General features: G+C 72.6%; 24 protein-coding genes. 6 read left to right on the top strand and 18 right to left on the bottom strand.

The window, feature by feature from the left end; genetic code table 11:
- Position 1: 1 nt before the first annotated feature.
- The 5 genes from ABGB21_RS15020 to ABGB21_RS15000 all read right to left on the bottom strand — a co-directional run bounded on the left by ABGB21_RS15020 (position 2) and on the right by ABGB21_RS15000 (position 8,356).
- A complete protein-coding gene (locus ABGB21_RS15020) occupies positions 2-2,608 on the bottom strand; it encodes an FtsX-like permease family protein (protein ID WP_347678209.1) in 2,607 nt (868 codons plus the stop codon).
- A complete protein-coding gene (locus ABGB21_RS15015) occupies positions 2,605-3,351 on the bottom strand; it encodes an ABC transporter ATP-binding protein (protein ID WP_347653813.1) in 747 nt (248 codons plus the stop codon). Before ABGB21_RS15015 ends, ABGB21_RS15020 begins: the two co-directional genes overlap by 4 nt.
- A 310-nt stretch (positions 3,352-3,661) precedes the next feature.
- Positions 3,662-4,282: an HAD-IA family hydrolase gene (locus tag ABGB21_RS15010; RefSeq protein WP_347653812.1), complete on the bottom strand. Its 621-nt coding sequence runs from the start codon at positions 4,280-4,282 to the stop codon at positions 3,662-3,664.
- On the bottom strand, positions 4,282-7,860 hold the full coding sequence (gene smc / locus ABGB21_RS15005; RefSeq protein ID WP_347678207.1) for a chromosome segregation protein SMC: 3,579 nt from the start codon (positions 7,858-7,860) through the stop codon (positions 4,282-4,284). The genes ABGB21_RS15010 and smc overlap by 1 nt, the downstream gene beginning before the upstream one ends.
- A 301-nt stretch (positions 7,861-8,161) precedes the next feature.
- Positions 8,162-8,356, bottom strand: coding sequence for a hypothetical protein (locus tag ABGB21_RS15000; RefSeq protein WP_101370286.1), 195 nt, complete (start codon positions 8,354-8,356; stop codon positions 8,162-8,164).
- A gap of 477 nt (positions 8,357-8,833) precedes the next feature.
- On the opposite strand from ABGB21_RS15000, the gene ABGB21_RS14995 reads away from it, so the two are divergent.
- Positions 8,834-9,958: a CAP domain-containing protein gene (locus tag ABGB21_RS14995; protein WP_347678205.1), complete on the top strand. Its 1,125-nt coding sequence runs from the start codon at positions 8,834-8,836 to the stop codon at positions 9,956-9,958.
- A 115-nt stretch (positions 9,959-10,073) separates the two neighbouring features.
- Complete coding sequence (locus tag ABGB21_RS14990; RefSeq protein WP_347653809.1) at positions 10,074-10,970, top strand: endo alpha-1,4 polygalactosaminidase; 897 nt, start codon at positions 10,074-10,076, stop codon at positions 10,968-10,970.
- Between the two features lie 46 nt (positions 10,971-11,016).
- On the opposite strand, the gene mutM is transcribed toward ABGB21_RS14990, so the two are convergent.
- From mutM to rsmD, 8 genes are all read right to left on the bottom strand, one after another.
- Positions 11,017-11,883 carry a bifunctional DNA-formamidopyrimidine glycosylase/DNA-(apurinic or apyrimidinic site) lyase gene (gene mutM, locus ABGB21_RS14985; protein WP_347653808.1) on the bottom strand — a complete coding sequence of 289 codons (867 nt, stop codon included), beginning with the start codon at positions 11,881-11,883 and terminating at the stop codon, positions 11,017-11,019.
- A gap of 86 nt (positions 11,884-11,969) precedes the next feature.
- Positions 11,970-12,914 (bottom strand): ribonuclease III, encoded by a 945-nt coding sequence (rnc, locus tag ABGB21_RS14980; protein ID WP_347678203.1) that lies wholly within the window; start codon positions 12,912-12,914, stop codon positions 11,970-11,972.
- Entirely contained in the window at positions 12,911-13,888 is a 978-nt protein-coding gene (locus ABGB21_RS14975; protein WP_347678344.1) for a phosphate acyltransferase PlsX, read from the bottom strand. The genes rnc and ABGB21_RS14975 overlap by 4 nt, the downstream gene beginning before the upstream one ends.
- Before the next feature lie 114 nt (positions 13,889-14,002).
- On the bottom strand, positions 14,003-14,176 hold the full coding sequence (gene rpmF / locus ABGB21_RS14970) for a 50S ribosomal protein L32 (protein ID WP_192767583.1): 174 nt from the start codon (positions 14,174-14,176) through the stop codon (positions 14,003-14,005).
- Positions 14,177-14,184: 8 nt separating this feature from the next.
- Complete coding sequence (locus ABGB21_RS14965; protein WP_347653806.1) at positions 14,185-14,748, bottom strand: YceD family protein; 564 nt, start codon at positions 14,746-14,748, stop codon at positions 14,185-14,187.
- A 214-nt stretch (positions 14,749-14,962) separates the two neighbouring features.
- Positions 14,963-15,460: a hypothetical protein gene (locus tag ABGB21_RS14960; protein ID WP_347653805.1), complete on the bottom strand. Its 498-nt coding sequence runs from the start codon at positions 15,458-15,460 to the stop codon at positions 14,963-14,965.
- Positions 15,461-15,653: 193 nt separating this feature from the next.
- Complete coding sequence (gene coaD, locus ABGB21_RS14955; protein ID WP_347653804.1) at positions 15,654-16,139, bottom strand: pantetheine-phosphate adenylyltransferase; 486 nt, start codon at positions 16,137-16,139, stop codon at positions 15,654-15,656.
- The gene (gene rsmD, locus ABGB21_RS14950; protein ID WP_347678201.1) at positions 16,136-16,714 is read right to left on the bottom strand and encodes a 16S rRNA (guanine(966)-N(2))-methyltransferase RsmD; all 579 of its coding nucleotides are present in this window, start codon (positions 16,712-16,714) and stop codon (positions 16,136-16,138) included. Before rsmD ends, coaD begins: the two co-directional genes overlap by 4 nt.
- Positions 16,715-17,136: 422 nt before the next feature.
- Between rsmD and ABGB21_RS14945 the strand changes: the two genes are divergently transcribed.
- Complete coding sequence (locus tag ABGB21_RS14945) at positions 17,137-18,096, top strand: cell wall anchor protein (RefSeq protein ID WP_347678199.1); 960 nt, start codon at positions 17,137-17,139, stop codon at positions 18,094-18,096.
- Between the two features lie 174 nt (positions 18,097-18,270).
- Here ABGB21_RS14945 and ABGB21_RS14940 read toward each other — a convergent pair whose 3' ends face one another.
- The 3 genes from ABGB21_RS14940 to ABGB21_RS14930 form a co-directional block, all read right to left on the bottom strand.
- Positions 18,271-18,855 (bottom strand): hypothetical protein, encoded by a 585-nt coding sequence (locus tag ABGB21_RS14940; RefSeq protein WP_347678197.1) that lies wholly within the window; start codon positions 18,853-18,855, stop codon positions 18,271-18,273.
- A 161-nt stretch (positions 18,856-19,016) separates the two neighbouring features.
- Positions 19,017-21,293: an ATP-dependent DNA helicase RecG gene (recG, locus tag ABGB21_RS14935; protein WP_347653800.1), complete on the bottom strand. Its 2,277-nt coding sequence runs from the start codon at positions 21,291-21,293 to the stop codon at positions 19,017-19,019.
- A gap of 69 nt (positions 21,294-21,362) precedes the next feature.
- On the bottom strand, positions 21,363-23,042 hold the full coding sequence (locus ABGB21_RS14930; RefSeq protein ID WP_347653799.1) for a DAK2 domain-containing protein: 1,680 nt from the start codon (positions 23,040-23,042) through the stop codon (positions 21,363-21,365).
- Between the two features lie 178 nt (positions 23,043-23,220).
- Between ABGB21_RS14930 and rpmB the strand changes: the two genes are divergently transcribed.
- Positions 23,221-23,412 carry a 50S ribosomal protein L28 gene (rpmB, locus tag ABGB21_RS14925; RefSeq protein WP_123555573.1) on the top strand — a complete coding sequence of 64 codons (192 nt, stop codon included), beginning with the start codon at positions 23,221-23,223 and terminating at the stop codon, positions 23,410-23,412.
- Between the two features lie 108 nt (positions 23,413-23,520).
- Here rpmB and ABGB21_RS14920 read toward each other — a convergent pair whose 3' ends face one another.
- Entirely contained in the window at positions 23,521-23,988 is a 468-nt protein-coding gene (locus ABGB21_RS14920; RefSeq protein WP_347653798.1) for a GNAT family N-acetyltransferase, read from the bottom strand.
- A 127-nt stretch (positions 23,989-24,115) separates the two neighbouring features.
- Positions 24,116-25,054 (bottom strand): thiamine-phosphate kinase, encoded by a 939-nt coding sequence (locus ABGB21_RS14915; RefSeq protein WP_347653797.1) that lies wholly within the window; start codon positions 25,052-25,054, stop codon positions 24,116-24,118.
- A gap of 137 nt (positions 25,055-25,191) precedes the next feature.
- Between ABGB21_RS14915 and ABGB21_RS14910 the strand changes: the two genes are divergently transcribed.
- Together ABGB21_RS14910 and ABGB21_RS14905 are read left to right on the top strand one after the other, a co-directional pair.
- Positions 25,192-25,425, top strand: coding sequence for an Lrp/AsnC ligand binding domain-containing protein (locus ABGB21_RS14910; protein ID WP_347653796.1), 234 nt, complete (start codon positions 25,192-25,194; stop codon positions 25,423-25,425).
- Positions 25,426-26,160 carry a DUF3515 domain-containing protein gene (locus tag ABGB21_RS14905; protein ID WP_347653795.1) on the top strand — a complete coding sequence of 245 codons (735 nt, stop codon included), beginning with the start codon at positions 25,426-25,428 and terminating at the stop codon, positions 26,158-26,160.
- Positions 26,161-26,179: the final 19 nt, after the last annotated feature.

Raw genomic sequence — 26,179 nt, 5'->3', positions numbered from 1 at the left:
ATCACTCGCGGACGCCGATCGCGTCGACCGGCGCGGGTCGCATCGCGTACCGGGTGGCTATCCTGATCGCACCCCAGGAGAGTGCGATGGTGAGCGTCACGATCGCGATGAGCCCGGCGAGGGAGATGTTGGGAACGGGCGACTTCGTCAATCCGAGGCTGATGCCGATCAGCGGCGGGATCGCCGCGAGCAAGCCGAACAGCAGTGCCGAAAAGACCACGAGTCTGGCCTCGCCGTTCATCATTGCGCGGACCTGGTCTCGGCGGGCGCCGACGAGTTGCAGCATCGCGAACTCGCGGACCCGCGCCGTCGTGGCCATCACGAGAGTGTTCACCACGGCGATGGCGATGTAGCCCAGCAGTACCGTCTGGAACAGCAGGTTCAGCGCCCAGTCACCCGAGCCGCCGGACCCGGGTGCGGCCAGGAACGTCTGCCGGTCGCCGATCTGGACCGTCGGGTAACGCGCGACGGCGCCACGCAGCGCGCCGGCAAGCGCCTCCGGGTCGGTCCCGTCCACCGATCTGATCAGCACCGCGGTGTCCACCCGCGCGGTGGTGTGGGCGACGACGAGGTCGTTGGGCAGGGTGACATCTCCGAAGCCCAAACCGTTTTCGTAGATCGCCACCACCCGTGGCTTGACCACCGTGCCGTCGCCGAGCCGCAGCTCGATCGTCCCGCCGACCTTCGCCCGGACGGTCTGCGCGACGACCCGGCTCAGCGCCACCGCCTCGCCCCGCAGTTCCGCGATGTCGCCCTGGTCGACCGCGAGGTCCATGGTTTCGGAGAGCCGTTCGGGCGCCACGCCCTGGGCGGCGAAGACCTTGGTCGCGGTGCTGTCCTCGGACGGGAAGGTCAACAGCACCTGCATCCGTGCCACCGGCGTCGCCACGGTGACGCCGGGCACGTCGTGCACGGCGTCCACGACCTCCGGGGACACTCCGGCTCCGGACGACGCGGTCAGCACGTGGTCGGCCCGCAGGCCGTCCTCGAGTTGGTGCTGCGCCCCCGCGATCGTCGTGGAGGCGCCGAACACCTGCACAGCGGCCAGGGTCACGCCCATGGCCAGCGGCATGGTGGCCGAACTGAGCCGCTGCGAGTTGGCCCGCGCGTTGGCCTGGGCGAGGAAGCCGCTGGCCGTGGACTGCCGGTTCAGGCGCGAGCCGAACAGCACGATGGCGCCTCGAAACAGCAGGGGTCCAAGACACCCGAGCGCTACGACAAACAGCAGGACCGCGCTCCCCGCGGTGTCGGCGGCCGAGTCGCCTGGCGACGCGACGTTGCCCAAGGTCAACAGCAGCCCGAGCGGGATGAGTAGGACGCCGATGGTCAACCGGACCCAGCCGAGCCTCTTGGGCTCGACCGCGGCGTCTCCGAGCGCCTCGACCGGGCTGACCTTGGCCACCCGTCGCGCCACCAGCCAGCCGGCAAGCCGGGCGCTGGTCATACACAGCACCAGCGAGGCCAGGACGGGCAACAACCCCACCCGCATCTGAAAGTCCGGGGGCATCGCGTCCGCGAGGACGAACACGCCGCGCATCACGAACGCGATCGCGACACCGGGAACCGCACCGACCACGGCGCCCACCGACGACACCAGGGTCATCTCAGCACCGATCATCCAGTGGATCTGCTTAGGCGTCGCGCCGATGGCGCGCAGCAGGGCCAGTTCGCGCCTGCGCTGCCGCACCGACAGGGCGAGGGTGCTGGCCACCACGAACACCACGATCAGCACCATGGTGCCGCCGAACGACGCCGCCGTCTCGACTACCAGGCTGCGGGCGTCGCCCACGTCCAGGAACTCCACGTCGCCGCGTCCCACGCCGGTGTGGGCCACCACGCCCGGCACAGCGATCATGATGCGCTCGGCCAACTGATCCGGTGTGACACCGGGCGCGGCGAGCACACCGATGGCGTCCACCCGGTCCGGACGGCCGGACAGCTTGGTCGCCTGGGCATCGGTGACGAACACGGCGGACTGCCGGTCCAACCCATCTCCCGGCGCGACGGTGATGCCCACCACGCGGTAGGACGACGGGATCGAGCCGACCACGAGGCGCACCGTCGCGTCGAGCGACACCTCGCCGCGCGCGGCGAGGTCGGCGTCGAGCACGACTTCGTCGGGCGCGGCGGGTGCGCGGCCCTCGCGGACCAGGAACGGCGCGAGCGCCGCTGCGGACCAGCCGTGCCCGAACACCGGGAAGCCGTCCGGGCCAGCCACCGCGTCGCCGTCCGAGGTCAGCACGCTGACCTCGACGTTGACGTCTCCGATGGCCGACTGCACACCGGGCACCGCGGCGACGGCGGCGACCTTGTCGGCGGGCAGCGTGACGCGCTCGCTGTAGCGGACCTCGGCGGACTCGTCCAGCCAGAACGACTGCTGAGCGCCGAGGACCACCGCCGTCCCCGAGTAGCGCTCGGGGGTCACCCCGGTGCCTAGCCCGGACACCAGCAGCGTCCCGCAGGCGGTGATCACCGCCGAGCCCGCGGCGATCGCGATGAACGAGCCGACAAAGCCGCCCTTGCGCCCCTTGATCGTGCTCCACGCCAGCGACAGATCTTTGCGGTACGGCACCACAAGGTGGACCAGCCGCCGGATGCGCCGGATCACCACTCCCCCAGGTGCGTCATGTGCGACGCCACCTGCTCCGGAGTGGGTCGGGTCAGCTCGCCCGCGATCCTGCCGTCGGCGAGGAACACGACCGAGTCGGCGAAGGAGGCGGCGACCGGGTCGTGGGTGACCATCAGCACCGTCTGGCCCATGTCGTTCACGACGTGTCGCAGCAGTTCCAGAACCTGCCTGCTGGACCGGGTATCCAGCGCTCCGGTCGGCTCGTCCGCGACCACTACCTCCGGGCGGGTGATCAGTGCACGGGCGACCGCGACTCGCTGCTGCTGACCGCCGGACAGTTCGCTCGGCCGCCGCGTGACGTGCTCGCCGAGGCCGACCGCGGTGAGCACTTCTCGCAGGAACGCCTGGTCGGTCTTCCGGTCCGCCAGCCGCAGCGGCAGCGTGACGTTCTCCTCGACGGTCAGCGCCCCCAGCAGGTTGTACGCCTGGAAGACGAACCCGACCCGGTCCCGTCGCAGCTCGGTCAACTCGGTCTCCGACCGGCTGGACAGCTCCGTGTCACCCAGCATGACCCGGCCCGACGTCGGCCGGTCCAGACCGGCCGCGCAGTTCAGAAATGTGCTCTTGCCGGACCCGGACGGGCCCATGACGGCGGTGAACGTACCGTGCGGGAAGTCGGCTGTCACCGCGTCGAGAGCCCGTACCGCGTTCTTGCCCGACCCGTACTCCTTCGATACCGACTCCAAACGCACCGCGTAGGGTGATACCCCAACTGCCGGCATCGCCGGATTCTGCAGCGAGCCGGTCGCGGTGGTCCCAGCGTGCGGGCCGCGCCGTCTCGACCGGGCCCTCTTGGATCTCATGCCGTCCGATGCTAGGAACGGCGGCAGCCTGGGCCGATACCGCCTACCACCGGAGATGAGGTACAGCTAGCTGTAGTGCCGGTGAAGCAGCATGACGCTCAGGACGGCGCTTCGAGTCACACGTTGATCTAATCGGGAAGCCCACGCTGGAGGACTGAGCCGCCATCGCGCGCGACCGCTGTGCTGCCCGACCGTCGCCGGCTCGGGCATCACAGCGGCACCGCGTCGGTCAGAGCGCCAGCGCCGCCCGCAGGTAACGCAGGTCGTCCGGCCCGTTCCACCGGTACGCCGACAGCCCGGCGGCCCGGGCCCCGCGTACCGACCGGTCGTCGTCGTCCACGAGGAGCACCCGGGCCGGCGGGGCGCCGACCGCCAGGCACGCCTGCGGGAAGTACTCCTTCGCCGGCTTGTGCACGCCGAGCCTCGACGAGTTGACCACCGCGTCGACCTCGTCGGTCAGCCCGAGCAGTTTGAGGTCGGCGTCGAGCAGGTCGGTGGCGTTGGTGGCGAGTCCGACGCGTACGCCGGCCGCCCGGGCGTCCCGGGCCAGCGCCAGTACGTCCGGGTCCACCTCGCCCCGGTACGCCTGCCACTCGTCAACCGCCGCCTGGGCGCTCTCCCGGCCACCGGCCCGCTCGGTGAGCCGGTCGACCACGGCGGTCATCCACTCGGCGTGGCTGAGCTGCCCGGTGACCGCCGCCCGCAGCAGTGGCCAGTCGAACGCGACCTCGACCAGCGCGCCGACCGGCAGGCCGTGCCGGCGTTCCGCCTCGGCGGCCACCTCCGGATCCCAGCGTCGCAGTACGCCGTCCAGGTCGACCAGCAGTGCCGTCGGCCGTTCCCGCCGCATCAGTCCTCCTCGTTGCCGAGCCGCTGGCTGATCACCTGGGTGACGCCGTTGCGCATGGTCACGCCGTACAAGGCGTCGGCCACCTCCATCGTCCGCTTCTGGTGGGTAATGATGATCAACTGGCTCTTCGCCCGCAACTGGGCCATCAGGGTGATCAGCCGGCCGAGGTTCACGTCGTCGAGCGCCGCCTCCACCTCGTCCATGATGTAGAACGGGCTGGGTCGGGCCCGGAAGATCGCGACCAGCATGGCGACCGCGGTCAGCGACCGCTCGCCGCCGGAGAGCAGCGACAGGCGCTTGATCTTCTTGCCCGGTGGGCGGGCCTCGACCTCGACCCCGGTGGTGAGCAGGTCGTCCGGGTCGGTCAGCACCAGCCGCCCCTCCCCGCCGGGGAAGAGCACGGTGAAGACCTGCTCGAACTCCTTCGCGGTGTCGGCGTACGCGCTGGCGAAGACCTCCAGGATCCGGTCGTCGACGTCCTTGACCACGGTGAGCAGGTCCCGCCGGGTCGCCTTGAGGTCCTCCAGCTGTTCGGAGAGGAACTTGTAGCGCTCCTCCAGCGCGGCGAACTCCTCCAGGGCCAGCGGGTTCACCTTGCCGAGCAGCGCCAGTTCGCGTTCCGCCTTCGCCGCCCGTTTCTCCTGCACCGGCCGTTCGAACGGCACCGGTTCCGGCGCCGGTCGGCCGTCCCGTTCGGCGGCGGCGACCTCCGCCTGGGTCGGCGGGACCGGCTGCCGCGGGCCGTACTCGGCGATCAGCGTCTCCACGTCCAGCGCGAAGTCCTCGGCGGCCTTCGCCTCCAACTGCTCGATCCGCATCCGCTGCTCGGCCCGGGCCACCTCGTCCCGGTGCACCGCGCTGGTCAGCCGGTCCAGGTCGGCGCCGAGCCGCTTGGCCGCGCCGCGTACCTCCTGCAACTCGGCCTCGCGGGCGGACCGCGCCTTCGCCAGCTCGTCGCGGTGCTGTTCGGCGGCGGCGAGCGAGACAGCGAGCCGGGTCAGCGCCGCCCGGGCGCCGAGCTCGACGGCCCGGGCGATGGTCGCGCCCCGGGCGCGGGCGGCGCGCCGGGCGGCGGCCCGCTCCCGGGCCGCCCGTTCGGCCCGGGCCTGCCGGGCCAGCGAGTCGGCCCGGCCGGCGATCGAGGCGACCCGCTCCTCCGCGGTACGGACCGCGAGCCGGACCTCCATCTCGTTCTGCCGGGCCTGTGGCAGGTAGGCGGCGATCTCGTCGCGCTCCTCGGTGGAGGGTTCGGCGTCGATCGGGGTCGCCTCGGCGAGCCGCAGCCGCTCCTCCAGCTCGGCGAGGCTGGTCAGGTCACGTTCCCGGGCCTGTTCGGCGCGGTCCCGGGACTCGGCGAGCCGGTCCGTCTCGGCCTTCGCCGAGCGGGCCGCGGCGCCGAGTTCGGCGAGCCGCCGGGCGGCGGCGTTGCGCTGCCCCTCCGCCTCCCGCTTGACCGCCGCCGCGGCGGTGACCGCCGCCTTCCGGTCGGCCACCTCCTCGCGGGCGGCGGCAAGCTGGTCCCGCAGCTCGGCGCTGGTCTGCTCGGCGGCGGACCGGTTCGCCCGGGCCTCCTCGACGGCGGCCTGCACCTCCAGATAGCTGGGCGCCTTCGCGGACCCGCCGGCCGCGACGTAGCCGCCGACCACGTCACCGTCCGGGGTGACCGCCCGCAGCTCGGGGTTGGTCGCCGCCACCCGGGTCGCCGCCGCCAGGTCGTCGACAAGGACCACGTCGCGCAGCGCCCGGTGCACCGCCGGACGTACCTCGTCGGAACAGCCGACCAGATCGGGTGCCCAGCGGGCGCCGGCGGGCAGCGCCGGGCGGAGCGTGTCGGCGCTGCCGATCATGCCCGGCCCGGCCTGGCCGCCGACCAGGAACTCGGCCCGTCCGGCGTCGGAGATCCGCAGCCAGCGCATCGCCTCGGCCGCCTCATCGACCCCGGCGACCGCGACCGCGTCGGCGAGGCCGCCGAGCGCGGCGGCCAGCGCCGCCTCGTGGCCGGGCGCGACGGTGAGCATCCCGGCCAGGCCGCCGAGCAGCCCCGGGACCTGGTCGGCGCGGGCCAGCAGGGCGCCGGCCCCGTCCTTGCGGCGCAGGCCCATGGCCAGCGCCTCCTCGCGGGCCTTCCAGGTGGCCGCGTCCTTCTCCGCCGCCCGTTCCGCGTCGGAGAGGGTACGCACCGTCGCCGCCGCCGCCTCCTGGGCGGCGACCGCCTCGGCGTGCCGGGCGTCCAGTTCCGCGTTGTCCCGGTCCGCCTCGCTGGACTGCTCCGCGACCGCGTCGAGTTCGGCCTGGGCCGCCTCGGCTCGCAGTTGGGCGTCGGCGTGCGCGGCGGCGAGCCGTTCGATCTCCTCGGCGGCCGAACCGGTACGCGCCCGCGCCGAGTTGACCTGGCCGGTCAGCTTGGCCAGCCCCTCCCGCCGGTCGGCGATCGCCTTCGCGGCGGCGACCAGGGCCCGTTCCGCCTCGGCGAGCTGCCGTTCGAGCTGCTGGCGGCTCTCCACCGCCTCGGCGAGCCGGATCTGGTCCTCGGTGAGCGCGGCGCGCAGCTCCTCCTCCTGCTCGCGTACCTCCTCGGCCTCCGCCTCGAGCTGCTCCGGGTCGCGGCCGGGCCGCTCGTCGTCCGGGGTGGCGCTGAGGTGCCGCAGCCGTTCCCGGGCGAGCTGTTCGGTGGAGCGGAACCGTTCGGTGAGCGCGGAGAGCTGGTACCAGGTGTCCTGGGCCCGGGCCAGCAGCGGGGCGTCCTCGGCGAGTTCGGCCTCCAGCTCGGCGAGCCGGGTCTGCACCTCGGTGTGTTCCCGCTCGACCTCCTCCCGCCGCTGCCGCAGCGCCGCCTCGTCGGCGATCTCCTTGTCCAGCGTGGTGCGGAGCGTGTGCAGGTCGTCGGCGAGCAGCCGCAGCCGGGCGTCGCGCAGGTCGGACTGGATGCCCTGGGCCCGCCGGGCCACCTCGGCCTGCCGGCCCAGCGGCTTGAGCTGGCGGCGCAGCTCGGCGGTCAGGTCGGTCAGCCGGTTGAGGTTGACCTGCATCGCGTCGAGCTTGCGCAGCGCCTTCTCCTTGCGCTTGCGGTGCTTCAGTACGCCGGCCGCCTCCTCGATGAACGCCCGCCGGTCCTCCGGCTTGGCGTGCAGTACGGCGTCCAGCTGGCCCTGGCCGACGATGACGTGCATCTCGCGCCCGATGCCGGAGTCGGAGAGGAGTTCCTGGATGTCGAGGAGTCGGCAGGAGTCGCCGTTGATCTCGTACTCGCTCTCGCCGGAACGGAACATCCGGCGGGTGATCGACACCTCGGTGTAGTCGATCGGCAGCGCGCCGTCGGTGTTGTCGATGGTGAGCGTGACCTCGGCCCGGCCGAGCGGGGCCCGGCCGGCGGTGCCGGCGAAGATCACGTCCTCCATCTTGCCGCCCCGCAGCGCCTTGGCGCTGTGCTCGCCGAGCACCCAGGCGATGGCGTCCACGACGTTCGACTTGCCCGAGCCGTTCGGCCCCACCACGCAGGTGATCCCCGGCTCGAGCCGGAACGTCGTGCTGGAGGCGAAGGACTTGAAGCCCTTCACCGTCAGGCTCTTGAGATACACGCTCGTTATCCTCGTCCGACGTGCCGTACCCGGATGGTCGGCCCGCGGTGTCCGCTCCCCGCCGTGGTCCGCTGCCTGCGGTGGGCCCCTGGTCAACCCGCAGGGTAACCCGGGTCGGAGCCGGCCACGACCCGGCGCGCGCCGACCAGCGTATCGGATCACCCCGGACGGTTCGGCCTGCTGGACCGCCTCCGACCTGGCCCGGGACAAAACTGCGCGCCGCCACGGATGTGTCGGCGCGCGATTTCTGGGTGCGATTCAGTTGTTCAGGCGGGGCGCCGGTCGCCCGGCGCCCGGGAGGTCAGGTCAGCGCGGGCTCGGCCAGCCGCAGCAGATCGTCTGCCTCGGCGACCGCCGCCGCGAGCCGATCGTTCTCGGCACGCAACCGCGTTGTCTCGAACTCCAGTGCCTGTACCCTGGCACGCAGTCGGGTGACCTCGTCGAGAAGACGCCGGTCTGGCGCCGCGCCGACGTGGCCGTAGAGGGCCTTCGCCATATCGTCTCCTTGTAATGCGCTGCCGGAAAGGCCGGCCAACGCGCGCCCAACTCGTACGCGACTGCCTGCCCGCAAACAGAACGGGGGCATGGTCGGGCGCGACTGGCGACACTTACATAGTGTGCCGATGTCCCGGCTGAGTCAAGCTCCACCGGGTATCCGGCATGTGTGTCGTCGGCCGCTCGCCGGACCGGAGGCTGTCATGGGCACGAACCAGGTCGCTGTCCGGCCCTGGCCGAGTGTATCGACAGTCGATGTCCGTTCGGGTATCGCCCCTGGCCAACGGCCAGGTGACCCTGGTCGCACCCCGTCTTATATCTTCCTTAGCCGCGTTGCCCCAGGCCAGAGCCCCCGCGTAGCGTCCGGACGACGGCGATCGCGGGTGACTGTCGAAGGCCCGGGTCGGCCAGGGGACCGCGAGGGTCCGACGGACGACGTCCGGAATCCGACGAATGACAGCCCTGATCGACCCGATCGGTGACCGGGGCTGTGTGGGAGGCGTGGAACGTGCACGGGTGGAACGACCCGATCGACCGGGACGAGGACGCCGGCTGGCCCGGCCCGCCGGATCAGGGGCACCCGTCCTCGTGGGAAGAGCACCCACCCTCCCGCGCCGGGCAGCCGTCCTCGCGGGGAGAGCACCCGGCGGAGCTGGGCTTCTTCGAACTGGGCCCGGAGTGGGACGACGACGTACCGTCCCGACGGGTCCGGGCAGGCGCGACCGCGGAACCGACCCGGAGCCGACCGGACAGCCGGAGCACGGATCGTCGGCGCCCGGGCGGCGCCCGGACGGGAAGCCGGAACAGCGGACGAGGGGGAGGCCGGAACGGCGACGGGGCGGACAACCGGCACAGCGGCCGGCACCGCCGGCAGGGCGGGCTGCGGGGTCCGATCGGCCTGGGTCTCGCCGTCACCGCGCTGCTGGGCCTGCTCGGGGTCGGCGCGGCCCTACTTCCACCGGCCCTGACCAGCGCGCCCCGCGTCGGCGCGGAACAGCCGGCCCCGGACACGGCCGTCGAGCCGTCGGACGGAACGACGGTCCCGGAGACGTCACCCACCGGGGTTGACGCGGAGACCACCACACCCAGCCCGGTTCCCAGCACCACCCGGCCCAGCCCGAAACCCCGGGCCACCCCCAGCACCACCCGGCCCCGGACCACCAGCCCGACCCCGCGCCGCACCGCCACGAAGACGCCGACCAGGGCGAATCCGGGCGCGGACAGCCGGGAGGCCCAGGTGCTGGAGATCGTCAACCGGGAGCGCACCGCGAACGGCTGCGACCCGGTGGTGATGAACAGCCAGCTCGCCGAGGCGGCCCGGCTGCACAGCCAGGACCAGGGCGAACACACCAACATGTCGCACACCGGCAGCGACGGCAGCGACTTCGTCGAGCGGGCCCGGGAGGCCGGCTACGCCAGCCCGATCGGCGAGAATGTGGCGATGGGCTATCCGACCGCCGCCGCGGTGATGGACGGCTGGATGAACAGCTCCGGACACCGCGCCAACATCCTCAACTGCGACGCGAAGGCGATGGGGGTCGGGGTGGCCACCGGCGCCGACGGGCGACTGTACTGGACCCAGGTCTTCGGTTCCACCGCCTGACCCGGCACGGCACGCGGTGGTACCCGGGCCGGACCAGGGCCGTTCCTCCGCCGCCGGCTGCCTCGTTTTCCAGGACGAGGAGGTGCGCGGCCGGTGACCACCGCAGCCCACTGACGTGCCGGGCCGAGGCGGCCCGATCCGATGGCCCCGTGTCCGGCGCCGACCCCCGGCCGACCGCGGACCGGTCACCGGCCGGCCACGTCGCGCCCTCGGCCTGCTCCTCGTCCTCGGCCTGCTGGTCCCCGGCGCCGGATGCCGGTACCTGCCGAACCGGTCGGCACCGGTCCCACCCTGGCCAGGCGGCCCCGCCCCGAGCTGGCAGTGGCAGCTGACCGGTCCGCTCGACCCGGGCGTCGAGGCCCAGGTGTACGCGCTCGACGTCTTCCGGACCGCGCTGGACGAGGCCCGACGGCTCCGGGCCGCCGACCGACGGCTGATGTGCCACGTCGAGGTCGGCATCCACCAGGAGTCGCGTCCCGACGCCGGACGGTTCCCGGCCGACGTACTCGGTGGACGGGTCCGGGTGCCCGGACAGTCGGGTGGCGCCCCGGGTGGACGCTGGCTGGACATCCGACGCTGGTCGGTGCTGGAACCGGTGCTGGCCGACCGGTTCCGACTGTGCCGGGGCAAGGGTTTCGTCGCCCTGCTGCCGGTCGGGATGGACGGCTACCGGCACCGGTCCGGGTTCCCGTTGACCTTCGACGACCAGCTCACCTTCAACCGCCGGGTGGCCGCGCTGGCCCGCGAGCACCAGCTCGCCCCCGGACTGACCAACGACGTCGAGCAGGCGTTGGCCCTGGAGCCGTACTTCGACTTCGCGGTCACCGAGGAGTGCTTCCGGCGTACGGAGTGCCAGCGGCTGCTGCCGTTCGTCGAGGCGGGTAAGACGGTGTTCCACGTCGAGTACGACTCGACCACCGACGAGTTCTGCACCACGACGCTCGGCTACGGCTTCACCTCGATCCGCAAGGATCGTGGTCTCGACGCCGGGCGGGAGGTCTGCCCGACCTGACCGGGCCGGCGGATCAGCCGGTCAGCCGGTCAGGTCGATCAGCCGATCAGGGGGTCGGTGGGCGTACCGCCCGCGGGCGCGGCTGGCAGCGCGGGCAGCTGTACGACGACCGGTTCATGAACGGCTCCCGGCGGATCGGGGCTCCGCAGCGGCGGCACGGCAGCCCCTCCCGGCCGTACACGTTCAGTTCCCGGTCGAAGTAGCCGCTCTCCCCGTTGACGTTCACGTACAGCGCGTCGAAGCTGGTGCCGCCCTGGGCGATCGCCTCGCCGAGCACGTCCCGGACGTGTCCGAGCAGCCGGGTGATCGCCGGCCCGGTGAGTGCCTCGGTCGGCCGGGCCCCGTGCAGCTTCGCCCGCCACAGCGCCTCGTCGGCGTAGATGTTGCCGACCCCGGAGATCAGGGTCTGGTCGAGCAGCGCCCGCTTGATCTCGGTACGCCGTCGGCGTACCGCGGTGACGAAGTCGGAGTCGGAGAACTCCGGGTCCATCGGGTCCCGGGCGATGTGCGCGATCTCGGCGGGCAGCACCGCCCCGCCCTCGGAGACGGAGAGGCCGCCGAAGGTGCGCTGGTCGACGAAGCGCAGCTGCGAACCGCCCTCGTCGTCGAGGGTGAACCGGACCCGCAGGTGTGTCTCGTCGGCGGCCCCGGCCGGTTGGACCAGCAGCTGCCCGGACATCCCGAGGTGCCCGACGAGTGCGTCACCGCTGTCCAGCGGCAGCCAGAGGTACTTGCCCCGGCGCCGGGCGCCCAGGATCGTCCGCCCGGTCAGTACGGCGGCGAAGTGCTCCGGTCCGGCGATGTGCCGGCGGACGGCACGCGGATGACGTACCTCGACGGCACCGATCCGCCGGCCGGTCACCCAGCGGGCCAGACCGTCCCGGACCGTCTCCACCTCGGGCAGTTCGGGCATACGTGCCTCCTGTCAGCGTCGGTCGGCCGGTCGGCCGGCCCGCGACGCGGTCCGCCGGTCGACGGTGGATTCGGTTCCTGACCGGCTCAGCCGGCCGGCCGCGGGTCGCCGTCGGGTCCGGTGCCGGCCTCCGGTCCGGTGCCGCCGTCGACCGCCGGCTCCGCGTCCGGGTCGACGGTCGATACCGCTGTCGGGTCCGTGGTGGCGTCGACGGTCGATACCACTGTCGGGTCCGTGGTCGGGTCGACGGTCGGGTCCGTCGGCGAGGCTGCGGTCCGGTCCGGGCCCGGTTCGGCGCCCTGCTCCGCGTCCTGGTCCGTGGCCGGCTCCGAGAGGGTCCGCCAGGCCGCCTCGGCGGCCCGCTGCTCGGCCTCCTTCTTGCTGCGGCCGTCGGCGCCGCCGTACTTGCGGCCGGCCACCACCACCCAGGCGGTGAAGGTCTTGGCGTGGTCCGGCCCCGCCTCGTCGATCCGGTACTCCGGCACGCCGAGCCCGAACGCCGCGGTCAACTCCTGCAGGCTGGTCTTCCAGTCCAGCGCGGCGCCCCGGCCGGCCGACTCCGCCATCAACGGGTCGAAGAGCCGGTGGATGACGATCGCGGCGGTGTCCAGCCCGTACTGCAGGTAGATCGCGCCGAGCAGCGCCTCCAGGGTGTCGGCGAGGATGCTCGCCTTGTCCCGGCCCCCGGTGCTCTCCTCGCCCTTGCCGAGCAGCAGGTACGGCCCGAGCCCGAGCGGTCCGAGCCGGCGGGCCACGTCGGCCAGCGCCCGCATGTTGACCACACTGGCCCGCAGTTTGGCCAGCTGCCCCTCCGGCAGGTCCGGATGGTTGTGGAAGAGGGCACTCGTGATCACGACACCGAGTACCGAGTCGCCGAGGAACTCCAGCCGCTCGTTGGTCGGCAGGCCACCGTTCTCGTACGCGAACGACCGGTGGGTGAGGGCTCTCTCCAGCAGCTCCGGGTCGAAGGCGACTCCGAACGCCGCCTCCAGGTGGGTCACCGGCGGTCGCCGCCGCTTGTCCTTGGTCATGCCGTTACCTCGGTGTCGGTGATGTGGCTGTTGGCGGTCGACCCGGTCAGCAGCGCGGAGATCGCCGGAACCGCCCGGCGGCGGTGGAGATGGGCGGCGAGTGCGATGCCCGAGGCGACGTCGTCGTCCCGGGCGGCGCCGTGGCCGACCACCACGGTGCCGGCCACCCCCAGCAGGGCGGCGGCCCGGGGCGCACCGCCGCTGGCCGGTGGCCCACCGGCCATCATGTACGCGGCCTCGATCCCCTTGAGCAGGACGTTGCCGGTGAAACCGTCGGTGACGACGACGTCCGCGCGGGCACCGGTGGCGACGTCGTACCCCTCGACGAGGCCGACGTAGCGGGCGCCGGCCGGCAGCGCCTGCTCAGCCAGGACGGGGTCGGCGGCACGGCGGGCCCGGTCGCCCTTACCGGTCTCGGTGCCGATGGAGAGCAGGCCGACCCGGGGCCGGAGCAGCCCGTGGGTGACCGCGACGTACGCCGCCCCGAGCACCGCGTGCCGGGCCAGGGTCGCCGGTCTGGCCTCCAACGAGCCGCCGACGTCGAGCAGCGCCACCGGGCCGGTGAGCGCCGGCAGGGTGGCGACCAGCGCCGGGCGACGTACGCCGGGCCAGCGGCCCAGGCCGAGCACGGCGGCGGTCACGGTCGCGGCGGTCGACCCGGCGGAGACGACGGCGTCGGCGGCGCCCTCGACCACGGCGGCGACCGCCGCGGAGACGGTGCTGTCGGCCCGGGCGAGGGTCGCCGGGTTCGCGGTCAGCGCCGCGGCGGCGCGGACCGGCCGGACCGCGACCCGGTCGTGGTCGGCCGGACGGAGCACAGCGACCAACTCGTCGGCCACCTCGGGGGGACCGACGAGCAGGAGAGAGAGATCGGGGTCGGCGCCGAGCGCCCGCAGAGCGCCGTCAACCACGACGGCGGGAGCATCGTCCCCGCCGAGGAGGTCGACGGCGATCCGCACGGTGCCCGGCTCCACGGGAACGTCGACCGTCGAAGAGCGGTCGGCGTCGGCGGGAGCCGGTGCACCGGGCAGTCGCCAGGGCGGGTGCGCCGCCCGACCGGAGGCCGGGGGCGTCACGCGAGATCCGGGTCAGACCTCGATGACCTGGCGGCCGTTGTACGTGCCGCAGACGCTGCAGGCCGCGTGCGGCAGCTTCGGCGACTTGCACTGCGGGCAGGCCACGGTCGCGACCGCCGTGGTCTTCCAGTTCGCCCGGCGAGACCGGGTGTTGCTGCGCGACATCTTGCGCTTGGGGACGGCCACGGTACTTCCTACTCTTCTTGACGGGTCAGTTGCGACAGGCCCGACCAGCGGGGGTCGACCTGCTGGTGGCTGTGGTCAGCCGGCAGTTCGTCCCACTGCACCCCACACTCGGGGCACAGGCCTGGGCAGTCCTGGCGGCACACCGGGTTCGTCGGCAGTGCGAGCACCACCGCGTCCCGGAGCGCCGGCTCCAGGTTGATCAGGTCGCCCTCCATCCGGCCGACCTCGAACTCGTCGGCGGTCTCGTCCGTGGCGCTGTGCTGGTAGGCGTACAGCTCCTGGATCGGGACGACCACCGAGTCCGTGATCGGGCGCAAACAGCGGCCACACTCGCCCTCGACGGGACCGGAGGCGGTCCCGGTGACGAGTACACCCTCGGACACCGACTCGAGCCTCAGGTCGAGGCTCAGGTCCGCGCCCTCCGGCACGCCGATCAGCTCCACGCCGAGGTCCGCCGGTGCCGGCACCGTCCGTTCGACCGTACGCAGAACACCAGGTCGGCGCGGCAGGTCCGTCGTGTCGAGGACCAGGGGCGACCTGGGATCGAGGTGGGTCGGCAGATGTTTGGGCATAGTCAGACTCCGGCCTGTGCGCGGCCGACAAAGCAGGTTACCTGAGCAGCAGGCTTACCGTCGAACCGGGGGCGTACGGGTGGGTTGTTCCGGGCGGGACGAAGGTGTCGACCGGGACGTTCCGGCGCACTCGCCGGGGACGTCCCGGGCATCCCCGGGGACATCCGGCGGATCCGGCCGGGGCGTCCGGCGGCGGCGAACCGGACGGGCGGGGTCAGAACGGCAACGGTCGTTCGTTCTCCTCCCCCACGAACGTACCGATCTCCCGCAGGGCGTGCATCTTGTCCCGGCCGCGCTCGATGGAGGCGAGCGCCCGGGTCAGGAACTGCTCGAAGTTGGCCAGCGCGGTGTCGACGTAGTCGTCGACCTCCTCCCGGAGCCGCTGGGCCTCGGCCCGGGCCTCGGCGATGATCCGGGCACCCTCGTGCTCGGCGGAAACCGTGATCTCGTTCACCGAGACCAGCCGGGCGTGCTCCGCCTCGCCCTCGCTGATGATCCGGTCCGCCTCGCGCTTGCCGGCGTCCACGATCTTGTCGCGCTCCTCCAGCAGCGCCGCCGCCCGGCGCAGGTCAACCGGAAGTTCGACGCGCAGTTCCTCAAGGGCACCGATCATCTCGGCGCGGTCGACCATGGCGTTGTTGCGGGACATCGGGACGGAACGCGCCGTCTCCACCATGGCGATGATCTCGTCTATGCGATCGAGCGGGTCCACCGGTACCTCACTCCCGTCGTTGCTTCGGTCGACATACATGATGGGGTGTCGGACCGGGTTGTTGCTCAACCCATGATGCGGTGCGGGCGCGAACCGGGGTCTGATCACCCCGGGCACGGCGCGTCGCCGTACCCGAACCGCTGGTCACCGCGTCGGGAGCCCGCCGGTTCACCCGGCGGGTCGGCGCCGGGGGTCAGGACCCCGGTCGGACCAGCCGCTCCCGCAGCCGCTCCCGGACCACGTCCGGTACGTGCGGCGAGACGTCGCCACCCCACTTCGCCACGTCCTTGATCAGGCTCGAGGAGAGGAACGAGTACGCCGGACTGGTCGGCATGAAGAGGGTCTCCACCCCGGCCAGCCCGATGTTCATCTGGGCCATCTGCAGCTCGTAGTCGAAGTCGCTGACCGCGCGCAGGCCCCGGACCACCACCATGGCCTCCTGCGCCCTGCAGAAGTCGACCAGCAGCCCCTGGAACGAGGCGACCCGTACGTTGCCGTAGCCGGCGGTCACCTCGCGGAGCATGTCGATCCGCTCGTCGACGGTGAACAGTCCACGCTTGGACTCATTGATCAGCACGCCGACGATCACCTCGTCGGCCAACCGGCTCGTCCGACCGATGATGTCGAGGTGGCCGTTGGTGACGGGATCGAACGAGCCAGGGCAGACCGCGCGTCTCATGATCGGCGACCGTACCAAAGAGTGGTCTCACCGTAACGGCGACATCGCTGTGCAGTGAGTCCCCGCACCCAGGTGACCGGGTCGGTCCGACTCGACCGCTCCAGCACGACCAGGGCGTCCCCGGTCAGCCAGCCGTTGTCGACCAGCGCCTCCTGCACCGCGACAAGCTCCGCGTCCGGTACGGCGTACGGCGGATCGGCGAAGATCACGTCGTACGGGCCGTCCTCGGGCGAGGTGGCGAGGACCTGGGAGACCTTGCCGGTCACCAGTCGGGCGGTGCCGGTCGCCGGGTCGGTGGGGTGGCGCAGTGCGCGGAGGTTCTCCCGGATCACCCGGGCGGCCCGGGCGTCGGACTCGACGAGCAGCACCTGGGCGGCGCCCCGGGACAGCGCCTCCAGGCCGATCGCGCCGGAACCGGCGTAGAGGTCGGCGAAGCGGGCCCCGTCGAGGTCGAAACTCGCCTCGATCGCGTTGAACAACGCCTCCCGGACCCGGTCACTGGTCGGCCGGGTCGACGAGCCGGGCGGCGCGGAGATCCGTCGACCTCCGAACACCCCGGCGACGATCCGGGTCATTTCCCCTCCCCACGCACGCCCCGACGCTACGCGACGGTTCCCCGGCCGCTCCGGGCCGGTCAGGAAACGGCCGGGCCAGGCGGATAACCGGCCGGCCAGGCGGATAACCGGCCACCCGCACCAGATTGGTTGGCCAGTCAGACAAGCAAGATCCGACAAAGAGCCACGGCGAGCACACGCAGGGAGATATGTCAGTTACTTGCCGTGTATCAATCATCTCGACTTTACAACATCATCGTTAGTAAGACCTGAAAGGTGTTCTCGTACCACCGCAATCGATAAGGTCTGGCGCTGTGCCGGCTGCGGTTTGCCGGCCTGAGACGTCGGAGGGCGGTTTTTCGCAGGGTCGCGCGCCATTACCGACGCCCCTCTCACCGCCCCTTTCACGTCTTGTCGTGACGCCCTATCCCTCAGGAGCACGCGTGATCCGTCCAAAGTCCCCGATGCGGCGCGCCATCGCCATCGCCGCCGGCGCACTGATCGGTGCCGCCGGCGTCATGGCGTTCGCTGCCCCGGCGAGTGCCCACCACCCCGAGATCTACGGCAAGTACTGCCTGGTCAAGGGAAGCAACAACTACGAGTTCACCTGGACGGTCTACAACAGCGAAACGATCCCGGGCACCATTACCAAGGTGCTGCCCGGAGCCGTCGGCGCGATCCAGGTCGGTGCCACCCTCCCGGCGAAGGGTGACCCCAGCGCCCCGCTCAGCGGCACCGAAACCCGCACCGCGGCCAACAGCCAGGCGCTCGCCAAGAACCTGACGGTCGAGGCGCAGTGGAAGCGCGACAAGCGGATCATCACCGAAGAGCGCACGGTGAAGGCGGTCGACAAGGGCTTCTGCAAGAAGACCCCGCCGACCACCCCGCCGACGACCGCCCCGCCGACGACCCCGCCGGCCACGGAGCCGCCGACCACGCCGCCGACGACCGCCCCGCCGACGACCCCGCCGGCCACCCAGACCCCGGAGCCGACCCCGTCGGCGACGCCCGAGCCGGTGGAGCCGGTCGGCACCTACGAGTTCACCTGTGACGAGGTGATCATCACGGTGGAGAACCCGACCGACGAGACGGTCAGCATCGTCCTCACCCCCAACGAGGGTGAGGCTCAGACCCTCACCGTCGAGCCGGGCAAGACCGGCAGCGTCACCTTCCCGGCTAAGGAAGGCCTGGTCATCACCCCGAGCGGTGACGGCATCGACGGCGACCCGCTCGCCTACGAGAAGCCCGAGGACTGCACGCCGGGTGGTGGCGGTGGCGAGGGTGACCTGCCGCTGACCGGTGCCGCCGCCGGTGGCATCGCGGCTGGCGCCGTGCTGCTGCTCGGTGCCGGTGTGGTGCTCTACATCGTGGCCCGTCGTCGCCGGGTGACCTTCACCGCCTGATCGGCAACAGTCACGACAACTGAACAAAGCGTCTGAGGGCGCGTCGACCGAAACGGTCGGCGCGCCCTCAGCGTTCGTACCGGCAATCGCAGCCGGAGACGCCGCAGGGATTGCACCGGAACAGGTGGCGACAGGTTTGTTTACGTCGGTTCGAAGCGCAGGATCCGACAGGTCTCACTGCTTCTGTAGGGTCGCCGTGAACAACAGGGTCCCTGGCGGTACCCACAGCCCGTCGTCGCTTCCGGACCGGATCTCGACCTTTAGCGCGGACTGCTCGGTCCGATGAAGCCAGACGGTGAGATCGCTTGGGCAGCCGACCGGCTCCCCAGGATGGTCCTTTGCGCCGACAAAACGGCTGTGTTCGACGTACAGCTCCAGTGCGTCGTCGCCAGCTCGCTTGAGGACCCAGGACGATTCGCACAGCGCACTCTCACCCGCGCTGGACCGGCTGGTCACCACCGGCGCGTCCACCTGTCCGCGGCGGATCGTCAGGGTCAGCTGGTACTCCGACCGCACGCAGGCAAAATGGCAGGTTTCGGTGCCGGTCCACTCGCCGAAATAGTCGCCGGGCACGTCGTTGCAGCCAGGCGGGCGGTGACCGGTCAAGTCACAGACCAGGTCCAGTGGTTCCGGGACCACCCAGGCCCCGACAGCCACCAGCAACGCCACGGCGCCACCGGCGACCGCCCCGATCCGCTGCCAGTTCAGCCCCCGCCGGCGGCCATCGGTTGGTTGGGCTTGGTTTTGGTCGTCGGACATAACGCCACCAGCCCTTCCAGAGGCACGACCGTACCGACGTCGAGCCACAAGGCCTAGACAGAGATCTATCTTAGGAGCTTTCCGCAACCGGCGGGTACCCCCGACCGCGCCGCCGCCGGTCACCCGGAGGCCGGAACCGCAGCTCGCCACAGCCTTCGGCTTCAGCCCTTTTCGAGGTATTCGGCACGATCCTCGTCGACCAGTGCGGCCACCGAGGCGGCCAGCGCCGGATGGCGGTCCAGCTCCGGGTCCTCGCCGACCAGGGCGAGCGCCTCGACCCGGGCGTCCCGGATCAGCTCGGCGTCACGCAGCAACGACAACAGCCGCAGGTGTGAGCGGCGCCCGGACTGGGTCGCCCCGAGCACGTCACCCTCCCGCCGCTGCTCCAGGTCGAGTTCGGCGAGCCGGAAGCCGTCGGTGGTGGAGGCGACCGCGTCCAGACGTTCCCGGGCGGGCGTACCCTCGACCGCCTCGGTGACCAGCAGGCAGAGGCCGGCCGCCGAACCCCGGCCCACCCGGCCACGCAACTGGTGCAGCTGCGAGACGCCGAACCGGTCCGCGTCGAGCACGATCATCACGGTGGCGTTCGGTACGTCGACCCCGACCTCGATCACCGTGGTCGCCACCAGCACGTCGAGCTGCCCTGCGGCGAAGGTCCGCATCACGGTGTCCTTCTCGTCGGCCGGCAGCCGCCCGTGCAGCACCCCGATCCGCAGCCCGTGCAGCGGCCCGTCCGCGAGCAGCGGAGCGATCTCGGTCACCGCCAGCGGTGGGCGCCGGCCGTCCTCACCCGGTTCCCCGGAGCCGGCCACCTCCTCGGCGGTCGCCGCCTGGTCGCCGATCCGGGGACAGACGACGTACGCCTGGTGGCCGGCCGCGACCTCCTCGCGCAGCCGGCGCCAGGCCCGGTCCAGGAAGGCCGGCTTCTCCGCCACCGGTACGACGTGCGAGGCGATCGGCGAGCGCCCCCGGGGCAACTGCGACAGGGTGGAGATCTCCAGGTCGCCGTAGACGGTCATCGCGACCGTACGCGGAATCGGGGTCGCGGTCATCACCAGCGTGTGCGGCGGCTGCTCGGCCTTGGCCCGCAACGCGTCCCGCTGCTCGACCCCGAACCGGTGCTGCTCGTCGACGACGACCAGACCGAGGTCGGCGAAGTCGACCCCCTCGTAGAGCAGGGCGTGGGTGCCGACGACGATGCCGGCCTCGCCGGCGGCGACCGTCTCCAGGGTCCGGCGGCGGGTCGCCGCGCCGAGTGAGCCGGTGACCAGGGCGAGCCGGGTGCCGTTCGGGTCGCCGTCGAGTTCGCCGGCCCGGCCGAGCGGGCCAAGCAGGTCGAGCATGCCCCGGTAGTGCTGCGCGGCCAGCACCTCGGTCGGGGCGAGCAACGCCGCCTGCCCGCCCGCGTCGACCACCTGGAGCATCGCCCGCAGCGCGCAGACCGTCTTGCCGGAACCGACCTCGCCCTGGAGCAGCCGGTGCATCGGATGCGGGGTGCCGAGGTCGGCGGCGATCTCCTCACCGACCTCCCGCTGCCCGGCGGTCAGCTCGTACGGCAGCCGGCTGTCGAAGGCGGCGAGCAGCCCGTCGTCCCGGCGGGGGCGGGGGCGGGCGGGCCAGTCCGCCGCCCGGCGCTTCCGTTGTGCCAGGGTCAGCTGTACGGCGAACGCCTCGTCCCACTTCAGCCGGCGCCGGGCCCGGAACAGCTCCTCCTTCGTCGCCGGCCGGTGGATGTCCCGGAGGGCGGCACCGAGCCCGATCAGGTTGCGGGTGGCCCGGACCGTCGCCGGCAGCGGGTCCTCCGGCGCCTCGACGGTGTCCAGCACCACCCGGACACACCGGGCGAGCACCCAGGTCGGTACCGCCGCGGCGGCCGGGTAGACCGGGATCAGCGCACCGGCGAACTCCTCGATCTCGTCACCGGTGACCGGGCCGGCGGCGCTCTCCGCAGCCCGGCCCGCCCCGCCCTCCCCACCGGCGCCGTCGGCACCGTCGGCGGAAGACGGATCGGCGAGCAGGACGTACTCCGGGCCGTTGAGCTGGCGTTTGCCCCGGAACTCGGTGACCTTGCCGGCGAACAGTCCCCACCGGCCGGGTCGCAGGTCACGCTCCCGCCACGCCTGGTTGCCGAAGAAGGTGAGGGTGAGCAGCCCGCCGGAGTCGTCGCCGACGGTCACCTCCAGCAGGTTGCCGCGGCGTTGCCGCATCGGACGTACCGTCGTCTTGCGCACCTGGCCGAGGACGGTGACCTGCTCGCCGACCTCCAGGGAACGGATGTCGGTGTGCTGGCCACGCTCGTCGTACCGGCGCGGGAAGTGGTAGAGCAGGTCACCGGCGGTGTGCAGGTCGAGGTGGCTGGCCAGGGCCTTCGCCGTCTTGTCGCCGATCAGCTTCCGCAGCGGGGTGTCCACCCCGACCGGATCCGTCGCCCCTGTCATCCCGCCCCTCCCACGCCGCACCCGTCCCGAACCACGCTGTGCCGAACCACGCTGTACCCGACTGCGCCGTCACTCGACCCCCACCAGCAAGGGGTAGAACGGTTGACCGCCCGAGTAGTGGTGCACCTCGACGAACGGCCACCGCTGGGCCAGGTGGGCCCGGAGCACGTCGGCCAGGTCGGTCGGCGCGTCCGCGCCGAGCAGCAGGGTCACCAGCTCGCCGCCGCCGCCGAGCATCCGGTCGAGCAGCCCCGCGCAGGTCGACACCAGCTCGGCACCGATCACGTGCACCTCGCCGTCCACCAGCCCGAGCACGTCGCCCGGCTGGCACCGTCCGGCGACGGTCAGCGCCTCCCGGCCGGCGTGGCAGACCTCGCCGTACCGGCAGGCGCCGGCGGCCTCGGCCATCGCGATCACGTCGTCGTCGAACCGCCGGGCCGGGTCCCGGACCGCCAGGGCGGCGAGCGCCTGCACCGGGGAGCGGGTCGGCACCACGCTGACCCGTACCCCAGGTCCGGCCGCGCCCGCCTCGGCCTCCTCGGCGGCGAGTCCCGCCACCGCCTGGGTGTTCGGGTCGTTCGGCAGCACCACCACCTGCCGGGCACCGGTGCGCCGGATCGCGTCCAGCAGATCCCCGGCGGACGGGTTCCCGTCGACCACGGTGACGCCCTCGGCGGCGAGGATCGCGGCCAGGCCGGGGCCGGACGCCACCACCACGGCCGCCCGCTCGGGACGGCCGGCCGGCACCGGCGGCACGGGCTCCGGCCCGGCCGGTTGGTCCGCGAACCGGGTCACCCGGATCTGGTACGGCCGGCCGGCCACCACGCCCGCCTCGATCGCCGCCCCGACGTCGTTGACGTGCACGTGCACGTTCCAGGTGGCGGTCTCCCCCGGCCCGGCCCCGTCGCCGACCACCACCAGTGAGTCGCCGAGCCGGTCCAGCTCCGTGCGGAGCCGGTCCACCGCCGCCGGTTCGGCGTCGAGCAGGTACTGCACCTCGTAGCCGAAGTCCGCCGAGCCGGTCTCCCGGACGGTCGGGGCGGGCGGACCCGGCCGGGGCGCCCGGCCGGGGGTCGCCGGCTCGTCGGCCGGTGCCACGGACGGGTCACCGGTGATCACCTCGACGAGGGCGTGCAGCAGCAGGCAGAGGCCGCGTCCGCCGGCGTCGACGACGCCGGCGGAGGCCAGCGCCGGCAACTGCTCCGGGGTACGCGCCAACGCCTGGTCGGCGGCGGTGGCGGCAGCCCGGGCCACCACCGGCAGGTCGTCGGTGTCCGCCCGCTCGGCACCGGTCGCCGCCGCGGCCGCGACGGTGAGCAGCGTCCCCTCCACCGGTCGGGCCACCGCCGCGTACGCCGCCGCGCTGGCCGTCCGCAGTGCCGCCGCGAGGGCCCGTCCCCGGACCACCGGCACGTCACAGAGCGCGTCGGCGAGGCCGCGTAGCAACTGCGAGACGATCACGCCGGAGTTGCCCCGGGCGCCGAGCAGGGCGCCCCGCGCCAGCCGCCGCAGCACCCGGCCGTGTGCCGACCCGGTGGCGCCGGACGCGGCGGGCGGAGCAGCGGGGTCCGCCTCGGTGTGCAGGGCCTCCTCGGCGGCGGCCAGGGTGAGCACCAGGTTGGTGCCGGTGTCGCCGTCCGGCACCGGGTAGACGTTCAGTTCGTTGATCTCGTGCTGGTGGCGCCGGAGCACGGCCAGTCCACCCGCGCACCACCGACGCAGGGCGGCGGCGTCGAGGGTCTGCAGCACGGCGAGAAGCCTACTGGCGACCACCGACCACGCGCCCGGGCTGCCGTACGATCAATCCACCGGTTCCCGCCGGTCGGAGCCGATTGGCCGGGTGGCCCGGGCATCGGGTAACCTGACCAGGTTGCCTGGCAGCGCCCTGTCGGCAGCCCTACGTACGATCAATTTCCAGGAGTATCCCGTGGCTAGCGTGTGCGACATCTGTGGCAAGGGGCCTGGCTTCGGCCACAACGTGTCCCACTCGCACCGGCGGACCAACCGCCGCTGGAACCCCAACATCCAGTCGGTGCGTACCCCGGCCGGTGGCGGCACGACCCGCAAGCTCCAGGTCTGCACCTCGTGCATCAAGGCCGGCAAGGTCGCCCGCGCCTGAGCACGCCGTGACGCAGTGAAAGCCGCCGGGGCGGGTACCCGGCGGCTTTCCGCATGTCCCGATCTCCGCATGCCCCGATCTCCGGCTGTCGCGGCGGCGGAAGACCGGTCAGAGCCAGCGGCCGAAGGAGAGCACGCCCGGTTCGTCGCGGTAGTAGCCGAAGTCCGGAATCCGTTCGAATCCGCTGCTCTGGTAGAGCGCGACCGCCTCGGGCTGCCGGTCGCCGCACTCCAGCACCAGCCGCCGGCGACCGTGCTTGCGCGCGGACTCCTCGATCCCGGCCAGCACGGCGCGGGCGACTCCCCGGCCACGGGCGACCGGGGAGACGTACATCCGCTTCAGTTCGGCGACCTCGCCGGTGTCGCCGTGTGAGCGCCAACCGGCGCAGCCGACCGGTTCCCCGTCCAGGTACGCCACCAGGAACGTCCCGTTCGGCGGCGCGAACTCGGCCGGTGCGACCGGGGTCTCGTCACCACTGCCGCCGTACCGGGCGGCCAGGTCGGCCAGGGTGGCGGCGACCAGGCGCTGCGCCGCAGGGGAATCGTATGGTTCGTCCCGAATTTCCAGGTCACTCACGCGCACCAGGGTAGGGCCGGCGTCCCTTCTCCGGCGCGATCATGTGACGAAGACCCCGTCGGGGCGGCCGGGGCCCGGCAGCACGCCGGCGCCGGCCTCGGGGCTCCGCGGCAGCGCCGGCCCGGACTCAGCGGAAGTGGTCCCAGCCGGCCGGCCCCTTGTACGGCCGCCCGTCCACGGTCACCCCGACCCCGTGCACCACGTGCCCGACCCGGCGCCAGCCGGACGGCAGCGGCAGATCCTCCGGGAACGTCGCGGCGATGGCGTGGTCGTCGCCGCCGCCGAGCACCCAGGAGTACGGGTCGACCCCGAGCGCGTGGGCCGCGTCCCGCATCTGGGAAGGGATCTCGAACGCCGAGCCGAGCAGGTCGATCCCGACCCGGCTGGCCGCCGCGATGTGCCCCAGGTCGGCGATCAGCCCGTCCGAAACGTCGATCATGGCGGTGGCGCCGAGCCGGGCCGCCTGCGGACCCGCCCCGTACGGGACCTCCGGCCGCCGGTACGCCTCGACCAGCACCTTCGGGGTGCGGAACCCCCGGGACAGTACGGTGTACCCGGCCGCGGCGTACCCGAGTCGGCCGGCGAGCGCGACGATGTCCCCGGCCCGGGCCCCGCTGCGGACCACCGGAGCCCGACCACCCAGGTCACCGAGGGCGGTGACCGCGATGGTGAGAGTCGGGCTCGCCGACATGTCGCCGCCGACCACACTCGCCCCCACCTTGGCCGCCTCCGCCGCCAGGCCGTCGGCCAACTCCTCCGCCCACTGCGCCTCCAGGTCCGGCGGCATGCAGAGGGCGACCAGCAGCGCGGTCGGCACGGCGCCCATCGCGGCGATGTCGGCCAGGTTCGCCGCCGCCGCCCGGTGGCCGACGTCCACCGCGCTCGCCCAGTCACGCCGGAAGTGCCGCCCGTCGACCAGGACGTCGGTCGAGGCGACCACCCGGGCGTCCGGGGCGTGCACCACGGCCGCGTCGTCACCCGGTCCGAGCAGGGTCGCCGCCCCGGTCCCCAGCCGTGCCGTCACCCGGGCGATCAGCCCGAACTCACCGGCCCGCGTGACGCTCACCCAGACCTCCCGTCGTACCCGTCGAGCCGGCCGATTCGATCGCTCATCGTGTCCCCTCCGACCACCCATCGAGATCCGACCTGCTCCGTACGGTATTTTCACGGTCGAGCCGATCGGCGGCGGACGGGAGGCGGATCGTGGTCCAGGCGTACATCCTCATCCAGACTGAGGTCGGAAAGGCACGTGACGTGGCCGCACGCATCGCGGATATTCCGGGGGTCGTCCGCGTCGACGCGGTCACCGGACCGTACGACGTGGTGGTACTCAGCGAGGCGCACACCGTGGACGAGTTGGGCAAGATGATAGTCAGCAAGGTGCAACTGGTGCCGGGCATCACCCGTACCGTGACCTGTTCCGTGGTGCGGCTGTAGATGGCCGGCATCACCAGGCCCGACAAGTCGGACACGACAGGCAGGTCGGGCACCGACCGGGAGTCGACCACCGGGGACACCACGGCGTCCACCGGCACCGGGGACACCACCCGGGAGTCGACCACCTCGGCCAGGGCCGACACGCCGACCGGGTCGCCCGCTCCGGGCCCCGGTGACCGGGGGACCACCCGCCAGGCGGCACTCTGGGCGACGGTCGTCGCGCTGCCCCTGACGCTGATCGTCGGCGTACTCGTCTTCGGCCAGCTCCGGCCGGACCCGGCGGCGACCACCCCGACCGCCACCCCGACGGCCGCCCGGCCACAGTCCACCGCCCCGGTGCAGATGGCCGCACCGGCCCTGGCCGAACGGCCGGCCACCGTCTGCCGGGCGCTGCTCTCCCAACTGCCGGCCACGCTGCGCGGCCTCGACCAGCGACCGGTCACCGCCGGAGCCGAGCAGAACGCCGCGTACGGCGACCCGGCGGTCACCCTGGCCTGCGGCGCGCAGACTCCGACCGTCCCGCCGGACGTCGAACTCTTCGTGGTGAACGGCGTCTGCTGGCTGCCCGAGCAGGCCACCGGCAGCCTCGCACTGACCACCGTGGACCGCGAGGTGCCGGTACGGCTCACCGTGCCGACCGGCCAGCCCCAGACGGTGGAGTGGGCGGCACCGGTCTCCGAGTCGATCGTCGCCTCGGTGCCGTCGCTGCCGGAGGCGCCGGGCGGCTGCGGCTGAGCGCCGCGCCTGCCGGCCA

It is taken from the genome of Plantactinospora sp. B24E8, assembly GCF_039871735.1.
Lineage (GTDB): Bacteria > Actinomycetota > Actinomycetes > Mycobacteriales > Micromonosporaceae > Plantactinospora.
Note: the sequence above shows the minus strand (reverse complement) of the source record. Positions and strands in the feature narration are given on the sequence as shown.

Coding starts and splice junctions, on each gene's coding strand:
- ABGB21_RS14905 (WP_347653795.1), top strand. CDS start 25,426: ATGGCCGGCATCACCAGGCCCGACAAGTCGGACACGACAGGCAGGTCG.
- rsmD (WP_347678201.1), bottom strand. CDS start 16,714: ATGACCCGGATCGTCGCCGGGGTGTTCGGAGGTCGACGGATCTCCGCG.
- ABGB21_RS15010 (WP_347653812.1), bottom strand. CDS start 4,282: ATGCGGCGGGAACGGCCGACGGCACTGCTGGTCGACCTGGACGGCGTA.
- coaD (WP_347653804.1), bottom strand. CDS start 16,139: ATGAGACGCGCGGTCTGCCCTGGCTCGTTCGATCCCGTCACCAACGGC.
- recG (WP_347653800.1), bottom strand. CDS start 21,293: ATGACAGGGGCGACGGATCCGGTCGGGGTGGACACCCCGCTGCGGAAG.
- ABGB21_RS14965 (WP_347653806.1), bottom strand. CDS start 14,748: ATGCCCAAACATCTGCCGACCCACCTCGATCCCAGGTCGCCCCTGGTC.
- ABGB21_RS15015 (WP_347653813.1), bottom strand. CDS start 3,351: ATGCCGGCAGTTGGGGTATCACCCTACGCGGTGCGTTTGGAGTCGGTA.
- ABGB21_RS14940 (WP_347678197.1), bottom strand. CDS start 18,855: ATGTCCGACGACCAAAACCAAGCCCAACCAACCGATGGCCGCCGGCGG.
- mutM (WP_347653808.1), bottom strand. CDS start 11,883: ATGCCCGAACTGCCCGAGGTGGAGACGGTCCGGGACGGTCTGGCCCGC.
- ABGB21_RS15000 (WP_101370286.1), bottom strand. CDS start 8,356: ATGGCGAAGGCCCTCTACGGCCACGTCGGCGCGGCGCCAGACCGGCGT.
- rnc (WP_347678203.1), bottom strand. CDS start 12,914: ATGACCAAGGACAAGCGGCGGCGACCGCCGGTGACCCACCTGGAGGCG.